The sequence below is a fragment of the Ignavigranum ruoffiae genome, assembly GCF_023195815.2.
Lineage (GTDB): Bacteria > Bacillota > Bacilli > Lactobacillales > Aerococcaceae > Ignavigranum > Ignavigranum ruoffiae.
Window position 1 is genome coordinate 820,917 of sequence record NZ_CP096206.2, and the last position, 14,437, is coordinate 835,353.

General features: G+C 41.0%; 11 protein-coding genes. 10 read left to right on the top strand and 1 reads right to left on the bottom strand.

The window, feature by feature from the left end:
• Positions 1 to 217: 217 nt before the first annotated feature.
• The 4 genes from M0R79_RS04035 to M0R79_RS04050 are packed head-to-tail and all read left to right on the top strand — an operon-like array spanning position 218 to position 5,101.
• On the top strand, positions 218 to 655 hold the full coding sequence (locus M0R79_RS04035) for a MarR family winged helix-turn-helix transcriptional regulator (protein ID WP_248416333.1): 438 nt from the start codon (positions 218 to 220) through the stop codon (positions 653 to 655).
• 16 nt (positions 656 to 671) lie between these two features.
• A complete protein-coding gene (locus M0R79_RS04040) occupies positions 672 to 2,834 on the top strand; it encodes an ABC transporter ATP-binding protein (RefSeq protein ID WP_248416331.1) in 2,163 nt (720 codons plus the stop codon).
• A 1-nt stretch (position 2,835) separates the two neighbouring features.
• A complete protein-coding gene (locus M0R79_RS04045) occupies positions 2,836 to 4,692 on the top strand; it encodes an ABC transporter ATP-binding protein (RefSeq protein ID WP_248416330.1) in 1,857 nt (618 codons plus the stop codon).
• Position 4,693: 1 nt separating this feature from the next.
• Complete coding sequence (locus M0R79_RS04050) at positions 4,694 to 5,101, top strand: DUF2871 domain-containing protein (protein WP_092570095.1); 408 nt, start codon at positions 4,694 to 4,696, stop codon at positions 5,099 to 5,101.
• A gap of 77 nt (positions 5,102 to 5,178) precedes the next feature.
• On the opposite strand, the gene zwf is transcribed toward M0R79_RS04050, so the two are convergent.
• The gene (gene zwf, locus M0R79_RS04055) at positions 5,179 to 6,618 is read right to left on the bottom strand and encodes a glucose-6-phosphate dehydrogenase (RefSeq protein WP_248416328.1); all 1,440 of its coding nucleotides are present in this window, start codon (positions 6,616 to 6,618) and stop codon (positions 5,179 to 5,181) included.
• Between the two features lie 126 nt (positions 6,619 to 6,744).
• Here zwf and M0R79_RS04060 point away from each other — a divergent pair, with 126 nt between their 5' ends.
• From M0R79_RS04060 to purD, 6 genes are all read left to right on the top strand, one after another.
• Positions 6,745 to 8,058, top strand: a complete 1,314-nt coding sequence (locus tag M0R79_RS04060; RefSeq protein WP_248416326.1) for a DEAD/DEAH box helicase — start codon at positions 6,745 to 6,747, stop codon at positions 8,056 to 8,058.
• Between the two features lie 375 nt (positions 8,059 to 8,433).
• Positions 8,434 to 9,930 carry an amidophosphoribosyltransferase gene (gene purF / locus M0R79_RS04065; RefSeq protein ID WP_248416324.1) on the top strand — a complete coding sequence of 499 codons (1,497 nt, stop codon included), beginning with the start codon at positions 8,434 to 8,436 and terminating at the stop codon, positions 9,928 to 9,930.
• Positions 9,923 to 10,951, top strand: a complete 1,029-nt coding sequence (purM, locus tag M0R79_RS04070; protein ID WP_092570087.1) for a phosphoribosylformylglycinamidine cyclo-ligase — start codon at positions 9,923 to 9,925, stop codon at positions 10,949 to 10,951. The genes purF and purM overlap by 8 nt, the downstream gene beginning before the upstream one ends.
• Position 10,952: 1 nt before the next feature.
• Positions 10,953 to 11,534, top strand: coding sequence for a phosphoribosylglycinamide formyltransferase (gene purN, locus M0R79_RS04075; RefSeq protein WP_248416322.1), 582 nt, complete (start codon positions 10,953 to 10,955; stop codon positions 11,532 to 11,534).
• Positions 11,531 to 13,123, top strand: a complete 1,593-nt coding sequence (gene purH, locus M0R79_RS04080) for a bifunctional phosphoribosylaminoimidazolecarboxamide formyltransferase/IMP cyclohydrolase (protein ID WP_092570083.1) — start codon at positions 11,531 to 11,533, stop codon at positions 13,121 to 13,123. Before purN ends, purH begins: the two co-directional genes overlap by 4 nt.
• A gap of 12 nt (positions 13,124 to 13,135) precedes the next feature.
• A complete protein-coding gene (purD, locus tag M0R79_RS04085; protein ID WP_092570081.1) occupies positions 13,136 to 14,416 on the top strand; it encodes a phosphoribosylamine--glycine ligase in 1,281 nt (426 codons plus the stop codon).
• Positions 14,417 to 14,437 lie beyond the last annotated feature (21 nt).

Below are 14,437 nucleotides of genomic sequence, written 5' to 3' on the forward strand. Positions count from 1 at the left end.
TAAAGAGGCAATCGGCTACAAGTCACCCAGCTTAAATCAAAAAGAGAGACCTGATCTCATATGTAGGCTTTACGAGTTAGGAGCTAAATTACCCATAATTGTTCTCTTTGATAAACTTTTTTCTTGAAATTTGTTAAGCGAGATGATATATTAACCAAGTAAACAATTAACAATGTTAAGTAATAACAGTGTTAAGTATTTTTGGAAGGAGTATATCATGAAGAAGGAATTACTCGAACAGATATATCAAGTCCATGTGGGACTGAGTCGTTTCCCCATTTTTAATTATTGTAGTCAAATTCCCCACGGAGAATATTTATTGCTCCAATACTTAGATCGGCATGCCCAAGAACTAGACATGTTAACCGTCAGTCAGATGGCTAAAACTTTTAATATTTCTGCGCCGGCAGTCTCGCGGGCGAGTAGAAACTTAATTGATCGCGGATGGGTCCAACGCCAAGAGAATCCGAATGATCGACGAATTATTTATATGAGCTTGACACCGTCTGGACAACAACATTTCAATGCCCAAAACAAGATATTTCAAGAGAAAATGGAAGCCATTTTCGGTCAATTGTCTGAAGAAGAATTAAAGACTTGGGTTGAAATTGGCCAAAAGATTGAAGCTCTTATGAGCCAAGAATTTAAGAATTAGAATGAAGAGGTGACTTATGCGAAATTTATGGCAACAATTAAAACCCTATCGATGGTTAATCTTATTAATCATGCTCTTCCATGTCGGACGAGCCTATACAACCTTGCTTTTGCCTGATTATACTTCACGTTTAATCGATATTGGTATTCAGAACTCTGGCTTTGAGTATGCCGTTCCACTAGAAATCACTGCTCAGGATGCGCAAAGATTAAGCGAAATGATGACTCCTGCTGAACAAGAAGTCTTAGCCAGTAATTACCAACAGACCGATCATCAGACGCTTCGCTTGAATGATCAAATTGCCAAGGATGATCAGGCACTGAAAGATTTAGAAAAGAGTTTGTTAGAACCGATTGCCGTGCTGGAATTTCTGAATAAAAGTTCGGGAACAGAGACTTCATCCAGCTTTGGAAATATGAATCCTCAGATGTTAAGTCAAATCCCTAAAACTCAATTGCGTTCGATGTTTAAGAAGCAAATTGAAAAGATGGACCAAAATATGCTTCGATCCGCCGCGGTTAATTTCGTCAAAGACCAGTATGAAGCGAGTGGCAATGATTTGCAGGCCTATCAATGGCAATATCTTTTCCGCGAAGGTGGCCAAATGTTAATGATTACTTTGGCTTCGATTCTGGTAGCAGTCGGTGCCCATTTCTTTGCCTCACGGATTTCAGCGGATCTTGGTTATAATTTGCGCGAACAAATTTATCGAAAGGTCTTAAGCTTTTCTCATTATGAAATCGATCGATTCTCTACCACTTCTTTAATTACTCGTTCAACGAATGATATTCAACAAATTTCAACGACAATGACAGTGATTTTGCGCTTTGCCTTATTTGCCCCAGTGATGGCTGCCGGGGGTATCTATCACGTGATCCGTACTGGAACCAGTTTATCCTGGATTATTGTGCTAGCTGTTTTGGCGGTCGTGATTATTGTTGGTGGCTTATTAGTGTTAACCATGCCGAAATTTAAAATTATGCAGAAACAAGTAGATGGACTCAATTTGGTCGCCCGAGAAATCCTAACTGGACTACAAGTCATTCGATCTTTTGGTCGGCAAGAACTTGAAACCCAACGTTTCGATACGGCAAATAGTGACTTAAAAAGAACCATGCTCTTCGTCAATCGGACCATGTCAATGATGATGCCACTAATGATGTTAATCATGAATGCAACATCAATCTTAATCGTTTGGGTTGCCGGCCATCAAATTGCATCGGGTGGGATTATGGTTGGTCAGATGACTGCCTTTATCTCTTATACCATGCAGATTATTTTTTCCTTTATGATTTTCTCGATGATGGCAGTGCTCTTACCACGGGCGGTAGTATCTTCTGACCGGGTCGCTGAAGTCATTGATTCACCGATTCAAATTCACGATGCCGATCAAGTTCAACATATTGATCAAGCTCATGGCCAGGTTGAATTCAATCAAGTCTCATTCCGTTATCCAGGAGCCAAACAAGATAGTATCAGTCAAGTTTCATTTAGGGCCGAACCAGGTAAAACAACGGCCATCATTGGTAGTACAGGTAGTGGGAAGTCAACCTTGTTGAGTTTGCTCTTGCGTTTCTATGAAGTCAGTCAAGGAACAATTACAATTGACGGGGTAGATATCCGTCAATTAAGTCAGCATGATTTACGAGACTTAATTGGCTATGTTCCCCAAAAAGGGGTCTTATTCTCAGGTTCAGTCAGCTCAAATATTAAGTATAGCGATGATCAAATTGCTGATCCACAGATGGTGCAAGCAGCTAATATTGCAGCCGCCGATGAATTTATCCAAGAAATGGATGGAGAGTACCAGGCTAGTATCTCCCAGGGTGGAGCAAATGTCTCCGGTGGTCAGAAACAACGGTTATCGATTGCGCGCGCGATTGCTAAAGACCCAACGATTTATTTATTTGATGATTCTTTTTCTGCTTTGGATTATAAGACCGATGCGCAGGTTCGCCGTTCACTTGAACTAGTTACCAAAGAAGCGACAGTGATTATTGTTGCCCAACGCGTTTCGACGATCTTAGATGCAGACAATATTATTGTTCTTGAAGAGGGCAAGGTGATTGGTCAAGGAACGCATCAAACATTGATGACAACTTGTCCAGTGTATCAAGAGATTGCCCAATCTCAATTATCAGCTGCTGAAATTGAGCGATCAATGAAAGGGGGGAATTAAGATGGCCCAAGAAGAGAATAAAAATCAACAAAGTCAAGCAGGGCGTCCAGGCAGACCGGCTTTAGGATCGGTTGAGAAACCGAAGAATTTTTCCAAATCGATGGGTAAAATTCTACACGAGATTATGAAGTACCCTGCATCATTTGCGGTGGTGATTGTGACTGCCTTATTGTCTACCGTCTTTTCTATCGTCGGCCCCAAGGAATTAGGTAAGGCGATTACTGAATTGTTCAAAGGCCTGATGTTAAAAATCCAAGGTCAAGGTGATATTAATTTCGATAATGTTGGCCGAATTCTATTATTTGTTCTGGTTTTATATGTTATATCATCGATTTTTGGCATGGTGCAGGGCTATATTATGTCGACCATTACCCAAGATATTACTTTCAAATTAAGACAACGGATGACTGACAAGATTAATCGGATGCCAATGGCCTACTTCGAATCACGTCCTTATGGTGAAGTTCTCTCAAGAATTAGTAATGATATCGATACTTTATCGAACGGGATGAATCAAAGTATTACTACGTTAATTACCTCGATTGTGACCATGCTGGGTATTTTATACATGATGTTAACAATTTCTTGGCAAATGACTTTGATTGCCTTGATCATGATTCCGTTAAGCATGGGTGTCTTGGCTAGCTTAATGAAATTCTCCCAACAGTATTTCAAACAACAACAGAAATCTTTAGGAGTCATCAATGGCCAAATTGAAGAGAATATTGCGGGCCAAACCATTGTCCGAGCTTTTAACCAAAAACATAAGGTGTTGAGTGACTTTAATCTAGAGAACGAATCCCTTAAAGAATCCGCCTGGAAGTCCCAGTTCTTCTCTGGTTTAATGTTTCCAATTATGGATTTCATCTCCAACCTAGGTTATGTTGGGGTGGTCATCTCAGGGGTTTACTTTGCCCTTCATGGCCAGATTTCTGTAGGTGATATTCAAGCCTTCACCCAATATGTGAATCGGTTTACCCAACCTATGGGTCAGATGGCCCAAGTAGTTACCATGTTGCAATCAATGGCAGCCGCGGGTGAACGTGTCTATGAATTGTTGGAGGAAGAGGAAGAAGTAGCTAGTTCAGCCAATAAATTGCCTTTAGAAGATGTCGAAGGCCACATTAGCTTTGATCATATTCAATTTGCTTATAATCCAGGCCAAACAATCATTCATAATTTCTCTGCAGAGATTCAACCAGGACAGAAGGTTGCCTTAGTCGGACCAACAGGGGCTGGGAAATCAACCATTGTGAAATTATTAATGCGTTTCTATGAAGTGAATCAAGGTCAAATTTCTTTAGATCAGCATAATATTTTGGACTATGATCGTGAATCTTACCGGCAGGCAATTGCCATGGTTCTACAAGATACATGGTTATTTAAGGGCAGTATACGCGAGAATATTCGCTATGGTCGTCTTGATGCCAGCGATGAAGAAGTCCAAGCTGCTGCCCAACAAGCCCGAGCCCATCACTTTATCGAGGCATTACCAAATGGTTATGATTTTGAAATCAATGAAGAAGCGACCAATATTTCCCAAGGTCAAAAACAACTATTAACCATTGCTCGAGCCATATTGGCTGATCGGCCGGTGCTGATCCTGGATGAAGCCACCAGTTCGGTCGATACACGGACAGAGGTACTCATTCAAGAGGCGATGGATGAATTGATGATGGGACGGACCTCATTCATTATTGCCCACCGCTTATCAACCATTCGTAATGCTGATCTAATCTTATATATGGAGAAAGGTGATATTATCGAACAGGGCAGTCATCAGGAATTAATGGCGTTAAATGGCAAGTACAAGAATCTTTATCAGAGTCAATTTATTAATACAGAAGGAGTCGACTAAGATGAAAAAAATCTATACTACCGCAAAAATATACTTAATTCTAGGCTTGATTGCTGGCGTATTTTACCGTGAATATACGCGTTGGCAAGGTTTTACTGGTCAAAGTCAATTAAATGTGCTCCATACCCATCTCTTGGTTTTAGGAATGGTCTTCTTCTTAATTGTTTTAAGCCTTGATCGTCAATTTAACTTGCATGACCATGTTAAATTTAATCGTTTCTATCTTTCATATAATTTAGGCTTGATTTGGACGGTGACGATGATGCTTGTCAAAGGAATAATGACTGTTCAGGGATACGCTGATTCCGCGATGGTAAACGGAATCGCTGGTTTAGGTCATATTATTATTACCTTTGGCTTAGTTTGGTTCTTTGCCATGTTAAAAGACAGGGTCGGACAAGCTGCTTAAAACTTATAAATTTTGTGACCAAAAAAGAACACTGGAATTTTTCCAGTGTTCTTTATTTTATGATCGTGCTTTCAATTCTAGCCATACCATTGATGGGCATAGCCCTGCAACAAATCGATCGCTGCTTGAGGTTCAGCCATACCGGCTGGATAATTTGGAAAGTCCGGCGCTGGTAAGGATTGCCAACCCGCAATAATATGATCGACAAATTTCCAAGCCTGGACAATTTCTTGATAATGATTAAAGTTATTTAACTCACCTAAAATACATTCATAGATTAATCGTTCATAGTCAACCGGCATGGCGGCGACTTCTTCAGCAGTATATTCAAACTTAAAGGCAATCGATTCTGTTTGATGATCATAGCCTGGTTTTTTAGAATTGATGAAAAGTTGGTAATTTAAGTTTGGCCCAATTTCAATCCGTAAGCGGTTAGCTTGTGCTTCATTCTCCTCTTTATTAAAGACAATATTGATCACCGAAACTTTCCGTTGTAGTCTCTTCCCTGAACGGATAAAGAAGGGGACGTTCTGCCACTGTGGTAGATCTAGAAAGACCTTTGCCGCTAAGAAAGTTTCTGTGTTTGATTGGGGATCAACACCGGCTTCTTGACGGTAACCTGGCAAGTTTAATTGAGGATTAGGACCATATTGGCCCCGGATAACATTTTTCTTCAATTCTTCTAAATTAGCATAAGGCTTGAGGTGGGAGAGAACTTCAATTTTAGCTTGTCTCAGCGCATCCGAGCTATCATCTTCAGGTTCTTTCATGGCAGCTAGAGCCAGGATTTGTAAGAGATGATTTTGAATCATATCACGAATTACGCCGGAACTTTCATAGTAGTCTGCTCGTTTCTCGACACCGACCTCTTCATCCAAAGCAATTTGAACATGATTAATCCCTTTTGCATTCCATAGTCGTCGAAGCACATAATTGTTGAAACGCAAATAATGTAAAGAATGAACGATTTCTTTACCCAGGTAGTGGTCAATTCGATAGATTTGATCTTCCTCAAAGGATCGATTTAATTGTTTTTGTAATTCTTCTGCTGAAGCTAGATCATGACCGAATGGTTTCTCAATAATCAGCCGGCTATATCCTTGGTTGGCTAGTAGGCCTTGTTCCTTCATATGCTTGGTAATTTCTGGGAAAAGGCTAGGTGATAAAGAGATAAAGAAGACGCGATTATCTTGTGTTTGATATTCTTGATCTAATTGCTTTGCTAAATCATTTAATTTATAATATTGGTCTGCATTATGTACATCATGGGCTTGGTAATAAAAATGACTGACAAATTCATTAGCATCAATATGGTCTTCAATTTCCTTGGCAATACTCTTAAGAATGACTTCATGGAGATGTTCATCGGTCCATTCTCTTCGAGCCGTACAGATGACGGCAAAATGATCAGCAAGTTGTTTCTTTTTATATAAACGGTAAATAGCCGGGTACAATTTGCGGGTGGCTAAATCCCCAGTAGCTCCAAAAAGAAACAAAATTAGGCGGTTATCGTTCAATGCTATCCCTCCGTATGTTAGACAGTAAACATTATAGCTTAATTTAGCAATACTGACAATTTGATTAGGGATAAAATACTCAATATATTATAATAATTATGGAACTTGTAATAATAGGAGGAAATTATGGATATTCAAGACTTAAATATACAACATTATATCAAAGCTGCCTTAAGCAGCCTGAATTTTCAAAGTTTAAAGCCCGTTCAAGAACAAGTTATTCCACTTGCTTTAAAAGGAGAAAGTCTGATTGTTGAATCGCAAACCGGGTCAGGGAAGACCCATAGTTTCCTGATACCCTTAATGGACCAATTAAATAGTGAATTGGCTGAAGTTCAAGCCGTAGTGACCGCTCCCAGCCGCGAATTAGCCGAACAAATATATCAAATGGCTACTCAAATCAATGGATTTCGTCCGAATCCTTTAAGAATTGAGAACTATGTCGGTGGGACTGACAAAAAACGTCAATTAGATAAATTAGGCAGTCAAAATCAACCTCAGTTAGTGATTGGTACGCCAGGGCGAATCTTTGACCTCATGTCTGAACATGCTTTATGGGTTCAAACGAGCAGAGTGATGGTGGTAGATGAAGCGGATATGACTCTGGACATGGGCTTTTTGAATACTGTCGATGAAATTGCCTCACGCATGCCAGAAGATTTGCAAATGATGGTCTTCTCGGCAACGGTTCCTCAAGCCTTAGAAGTATTTCTAAATAAGTATATGGATCATCCGCAACGAATTAAAATAGAAAATCAAGATGTCATTAGTCCAACCATCCGCAATTACTTATTAAATACTAAGCAACAGGATCGAAAAGTCTTAACCTATGATTTGTTGACGAAGGGTCATCCATTTCTAGCCTTGGTCTTCACCAATACCAAGGAATACGCGGATCAATTAGTTGATTATTTAAGACATAGAGGGCTCAAAGTCGCTAAAATTCATGGCGATGTTGATTCCAGAGAACGTAAACGGATTATGCGTCAAATCCGCAATTTAGAATTTCAGTATGTGGTAGCGACCGATTTAGCCGCTCGGGGCATTGATATCCCGGGCATATCCCTGGTAATTAATACCGAATTGCCTCAGGACCTGGAATTCTTCGTTCATCGGGTTGGTCGTACAGGACGGAATGACTTACCTGGAGAAGCTTACACCTTCTATGACCCCGCGGAAGATCAAGCTATTGATCAATTAGAAGATAAAGGCATTCAATTTATTCCTGTCCGTTGGAAAGATGGTGAGTTGGTTGAAACACATCAACGTGACCGACGCCAACGACGTAAAGTAAAGGCAAAAGAGGACCTGCCCGAAATCAATCGTTTAGTTAATCGACAAAAACATAAAAAAGTCAAACCAGGTTATAAACGAAAACTCAAACAAAATATTAAAAAAATTCGTCGGGCCCATACTCAATCAAAATTTAATAAAAAATAAGAAAAGCTCTACATTTTTATTTCGAGCTTCTTCTGTTGGAAAAGATCTAAGCTCACTTGGTTTAGGTCTTTTTTGTTAAGAAGGTAAAAATATTAGTTTCAGCGAGTGTAGACTGGCTTATCAAAATAATTTATATCGATGGCCGTCAGAATACAAATACTTTCTAAAAAAAATAAGCTTCGTTGAAACTTTTTGTTCGCAATAGCAAAGTACTTTTCTTTAGCCACAGCTTAAATTTTGCTGATGAATAAACTTTTACTAAAAACACGAACGATTATAAAGATATTTTATGAATATTCGGTTTTTCTTTGAACTTCATGGCCTTGCATGTTACTTTAAGGGTGAAATAAGAAACTAAGAGAAGGGAATAAATCGATGGCGATTAGCTTAGATCAAGCATATGTTGCGAGTAGTCCAACAGGTGTGAGTGAATCGGGTGGAATATTCGGAATTTGGAACCACCCCCATGCACCTCAAATCACCTATTTCGGTCTGCATGCCTTGCAACATCGAGGACAAACCAGTGTCGGAATAACCAGTAGAGAGGGCGGACAAATTTATAACCATCGTGGTTTAGGTTTATTAAATCATGTCTTTAAACAAGAACATTTATTAAATGATTTAAAAGGCTCTTATGCTTTGGGCCATGTTCGGTCTGCCTCTCATTTAGATCGGGATGAGAATAGTAATATCCAACCGTTAAATTTCAAATTAAGTTATGGCTACTTAAGTCTTACCCATAATGGCAACATTACCAATGCTCAGACCTTGAGAAAACAATTAGAAAAGCAAGGAGCAGTCTTCCATTCGAGTTCGGATGCTGAATTATTAGTTCATCTGATGCAACATAGTTCTGAACAAGATATTGAGCGCAAATTGGTTGAGGCGGTTCAACATTTAACTGGGGGCTTTAACTTTGCTTTGTTAGTCGAAGATGGTCTATATGGGATTGTAGATCCTTCATGTTTCCGTCCTTTATTGATTGGTCGGGCCACAAATGGAGCCTTTATTCTAGCCAGTGAGACCTGCGCAATTTATAGTGTGGGGGCAGAGGTGATTGATATTGTCTCTGCAGGCCAATATGTCAAGATTGACCATGATGGCTATCAGATTCGTTCATATAAACCATCTTTAGGCATTAGTATTGAACCGATGGAATTTATTTATTTTGCTCGGCCGGATTCTGATATTTTTAATATTAATGTTCACTCAGCAAGAAAAGAAACCGGTAAAATTTTGGCCCAAGAAGCACCCGCCCCACAAGCTGATTTGGTCATAGGCGTGCCCAATTCCTCCTTATCTGCTGCGAGTGGCTTTGCTGAGGCGAGTGGTTTACCCTATGAAATGGGTCTAATTAAGCATCAATATATGGGACGCACCTTTATTCAGCCGACTCAGGCCATGCGTGAACAAGGCGTTAAGCAAAAATTATCAGCAGTACGAAAAATTGTCCAAGACAAGTCGATTGTTCTGGTAGATGATTCCATTGTTCGAGGAACGACTTCTAAAAGACTGGTCGTGCTACTGAAAGAAGCTGGTGCTCGCGAAATTCATATGCGGATAGCTAGCCCGCCGATTCGCTTTCCAAATTATTTTGGGATTGACGTTCAAACGAATCAGCAACTCATTGCTTCCAATCGAACGGTCAAGCAGATTTGCCAATATATTGGCGCTGATAGCCTGGCCTTCTTGTCAATTGACGGTCTGCGTCAAGGTATTCTAAGTCAAGATCATTCACATTCCATAGATATCTGTACCGCAGGTTTTAATGGACAGACGACAGCTGATTTAGGCGAATATCGCCAGGAATTTGAGAAGAATTTAACCCCATTGCAACAAAGAATATTAAAAGGAGAGAATGTAGATGAGTAAGGCATATCAACAGGCAGGTGTAGATATACATAAGGGTTATGAAGCAGTTCAACGGATGAAGAAACATGTACTTCGTACTCAACGTCCAGAAGTCATGAACGATTTAGGTAGTTTTGGCGCGCTTTTTGATTTATCTGGTAAGAAATTTGACCAACCTGTCTTGGTATCAGGAACTGATGGTGTTGGAACCAAGATTTTGCTGGCTCAACAAGCAGAGAAATTTGATACCATTGGCATTGATTGTGTAGCCATGTGTGTCAACGATGTATTAGCTCAAGGAGCAGAACCTCTCTTCTTCTTAGACTATCTAGCAGTTGGCCTGAACCAGCCAGAAACCATCGAACAAATCGTAGCAGGTGTCGCGGAAGGTTGTGTTCAAGCTGGAGCGGCTCTGATTGGCGGTGAAACCGCTGAAATGCCTGATTTGTATTCTGCGGATGAATTTGATTTAGCCGGATTTGTGGTTGGAATTGCTGATAAAACTCACTTGCTTGATGGTCAACAAGTTAAGGAAGGCGACCAACTCATTGGCTTAGCCAGTTCAGGAATTCATTCCAACGGTTATTCCTTGGTGCGTAAGATTCTTTTTAAAGACCATCAAATTGCTTTTACTGACCAATTACCGTCTGGTAGAACTGTGATTGAGACCCTATTAGAACCCACAAAAATCTATGTCAAAGAAGTCTTACCATGGGTTCAAGCGGGTAAAATTTCAGGAATCAGTCATATTACCGGAGGTGGCTTCTATGAGAATGTTCCTCGCATGTTCGCTCAGCAACTTAAGGCGAATATTCAATATGGATCTTGGGAAATCCCTGAAGTCTTCACTTGGTTAGAAGAATTAGGCCAACTTTCCAAGGAAGAGATGTTTAATGTCTTCAATATGGGGATTGGCATGGTTTTAGCGGTCGATACTAAATATAAGGAAGACATTCTAGCAGCCATTCCGGGAAGTCGTTGGATTGGTGAGGTCAGCGCGCTGGCTGCCGACGAAGAACAAGTTCAGATTGAGGGTTTATAGGATGAAATTAGCTCTGTTTGCCTCGGGTAATGGGGGCAATGTCATGGCCATTTTGAAAGCAATTGATCAGGGCCAGATTGAATCTCAGGCGGTAGCTCTAGTCTGCGATCAAGCTCAAGCCCCAGTCTTAAGTAAAGTGCAACCTTATTCTTTGGATATTTTACTGTGTCCACCTGAGGCGTATCCAAGTCGAAGCGCCTGGGAGCAAGAAATTATTGAATTCTTGAAAGAAAGACAGATTGATTTAGTTGTCTTAGCTGGTTTTATGCGGATATTGGGAAAAGGTCTGCTTCAAGCCTTCCCCCAACGGATTCTGAATATTCATCCATCCCTGTTGCCTTTATTTCCGGGCCGACAAGGTATTCTGGATGCTTATCAAGCAGGCGTTAATCAAACAGGAGTCACCATCCATTATGTAGATCAAGGGATTGATACGGGAGAGATTATTGCTCAAGAAAAGCTTACTATCCCCAAAGGAATGACGCTCGAAGAATTAGAGGAAGAAATTCATCGCATTGAACATCGTTTATATCCACAAGTTATTCAAGAAATTATTAAAGAATTGAAGGGAGAATCTCTGTGAAGAAGTATGCTTTATTGAGTGTGTCTGACAAGGCAGGTATTGTCGAACTGGCTCAAAGTTTGAGTCAACACGGTATTCAGCTCCTATCAACCGGAGGGACCTTTAAGGTGCTTGAAGAGGCCGGACTGAACGTTGAAGCCGTCGAAGAATATACGGGTTTTCCCGAAATGATGGATGGCCGGGTTAAGACTCTACATCCTAAGGTTCATGGGGGCCTGCTTCACTTGCGAGATAAATCAGACCACCTGGCCGCCTGTGAGAAGTTTGAAATTGCTGCGATTGACTATCTGGTGGTGAATCTCTACCCATTTAAGGAAACGATTCATAAAGAAAATGTCATTTTATCAGAAGCGATTGAAAATATTGATATCGGTGGTCCGTCAATGTTGCGCTCAGCTGCTAAGAATTATCAATCCGTCACTGTGGTCACTGATCCTAGAGATTATCCGTATCTCATTCAAGAACTGGACCGAGAGGGAAACACTTCCTTAGCTTTCCGAGCTTATTTGGCCCGCAAGGTCTTTCAATTAACTGCCCATTATGATGCCATGATTAGCGAATATTTGACGTCAGCGCATCAAGATTTGAGTTTCCCCGAACCACATCAATGGAATTATTTGACCTTGACCTATGATCAGGCGACTCCACTCCGCTACGGTGAGAATAGTCATCAAGCTGCGACTTTCTATCGGGCTATCAACCCGCCAGCTTTCTCATTAGCAGCGGCTCAACAATTACAGGGCAAACAGTTATCCTATAATAATTTAAGGGATGCTGATGCAGCTATTCGAATCGCTCGTGAATTTGACCAACCTTGCGCTGTGGCGGTGAAACATATGAATCCTTGTGGCGTTGCCCTCGGTGCCGATATTGAGCAAGCCTTTGCTAATTGTTATCAGGCAGACCCTGTTTCAATCTTCGGTGGGATTTTGGTTTTAAATCGTCCAGTAGAAGCCGACTTAGCTCAAAAACTGCAAGAAATCTTCCTGGAAATTATTATCGCGCCAGAATTTAGTTCAGAAGCCTTAGCCATTCTGGAAACTAAGAAAAATTTACGATTATTGAATTTGGATTTCTCAGCCAAATCATCTTTCTATCAGACTGAATACACCAGCATTATTGGAGGACTCTTAGGACAAGCAACGGATGCTTCTGATGAATTACCAGATTCGATTCAATCGAACCTACCGACTCAATGGACAGTGATGACCCAACGTCAACCGGATTTAGTTGAGCTGCAAGCGATGAATTTCGCCATGAAGGTGTGTAAGCATGTGAAATCGAATGCCATCGTGGTCAGCAATGGGGAAATGACCCTAGGCATTGGCGCGGGTCAAATGAATCGGGTTGGGGCGGCTGAAATTGCCCTTAAAGCAGCCAGTTCCAAATTATCTCAAGTTAAGCAACCTTTAGTCTTAGCCAGTGATGCCTTCTTTCCATTTGCAGATACGGTTGAATTAGCCCTGAAGTATGGTGTGTCAGCAATCATTCAACCCGGTGGATCGATCCGTGATCAAGATTCGGTCGAATTAGCAGACCAGCACCAACTCACAATGGTAAAAACAGGCATGCGTCATTTCAAACATTAGGAGGAAGCACCATTGAATAAAGTATTAGTCATCGGTTCCGGGGGCCGGGAACATGCGTTAGCTCTGAAGTTAGCTGAAAGCAAACAGGTCAGTCAGGTCTTTGTCGCTCCAGGGAATGCTGGTATGGAATTAGCCATTAATCCCTCGGCCCACAAAATACAATGCATCGATATCTCAGCGGTGGACAAGGAAGCCTTGGTCGAATTTGCTCGCAAAGAAGATATCCAATTAACCGTGGTCGGTCCTGAAACAAGTTTAGCCATTGGTCTTGTAGATGCTTTCCGTCAACATGATTTGGCTATTGTAGGTCCGAGCCAATCAGCAGCGCGCTTGGAAAGTTCTAAAACCTTTGCCAAAGATATCTTAACCAAAGCCAAAGTACCCACAGCGGAGTATCGAGCCTTTAAAGCCAATGAATTTGATCAAGCGATTGCATTTGTTCGTCAACAAAATTCAGGTCTAGTGGTCAAAGAAGATGGCCTGGCTGCTGGAAAAGGTGTCTACATCCACCACCATCTTGACGATATTGAGAACAATTTATCTTATATCATGAAAGATTTAAACCATGATTTGGTCATCGAAGAATTGTTAGAAGGTGAAGAGTTATCTTACTTTTCTTTGCTGAATGGTGATCATATTATTCCTTTGGCCTTAGCTCAAGATTACAAGCGTGCTTTTGATGACGATAAGGGACCAAACACTGGCGGGATGGGGTCAATCTCACCCGTTCCCGGTTATGATGAAGAAGCGCTGATGGAAGAATGTAATCAAATCATTGTCCGGCCCTTGATTCAAGCTTTGAAAGCCGAAGGAATCAGCTATACGGGTATCCTGTATACTGGTTTGATGATGACAAAAGATGGCCCGAAAGTGATTGAGTTTAACGCTCGATTTGGTGACCCTGAAACTCAAGTGGTCCTTGAAAGAATTGTTGATGATTTCTATCACTTACTCCAAGTCCATCTCAATCAAGAAATCTACCAGGTGACCCTCAAGCCTGAATATTGTTTAGGAGTGGTTGTGGCTGCACTCGGTTATCCAGGGACCTATCCTAAGGGTATGCCAATTCAGATTCCAGAGAATCTTCTGGCTCAAGTTCGTTTTGCCGGCGTGAAATCTTCGCCAGACTATCCCTTGATCAGCCAGGGCGGTAGAATCTTAATGCTGATTCAATCAGGTGACCAGCTCGATAACTTAAGTCAGGAAATCTATCAAAAATTGAATCAAATACAAATTAATCAAACTTACTATCGGAAAGACATTGCTCAGAAACACATAAAGAAAGGTGATTAATGTGTCAGCAGATGTTGCTGT

Coding starts and splice junctions, on each gene's coding strand:
- M0R79_RS04035 (WP_248416333.1), top strand. CDS start 218: ATGAAGAAGGAATTACTCGAACAGATATATCAAGTCCATGTGGGACTG.
- M0R79_RS04040 (WP_248416331.1), top strand. CDS start 672: ATGCGAAATTTATGGCAACAATTAAAACCCTATCGATGGTTAATCTTA.
- M0R79_RS04045 (WP_248416330.1), top strand. CDS start 2,836: ATGGCCCAAGAAGAGAATAAAAATCAACAAAGTCAAGCAGGGCGTCCA.
- M0R79_RS04050 (WP_092570095.1), top strand. CDS start 4,694: ATGAAAAAAATCTATACTACCGCAAAAATATACTTAATTCTAGGCTTG.
- M0R79_RS04060 (WP_248416326.1), top strand. CDS start 6,745: ATGGATATTCAAGACTTAAATATACAACATTATATCAAAGCTGCCTTA.
- purF (WP_248416324.1), top strand. CDS start 8,434: ATGGCGATTAGCTTAGATCAAGCATATGTTGCGAGTAGTCCAACAGGT.
- purM (WP_092570087.1), top strand. CDS start 9,923: ATGAGTAAGGCATATCAACAGGCAGGTGTAGATATACATAAGGGTTAT.
- purN (WP_248416322.1), top strand. CDS start 10,953: ATGAAATTAGCTCTGTTTGCCTCGGGTAATGGGGGCAATGTCATGGCC.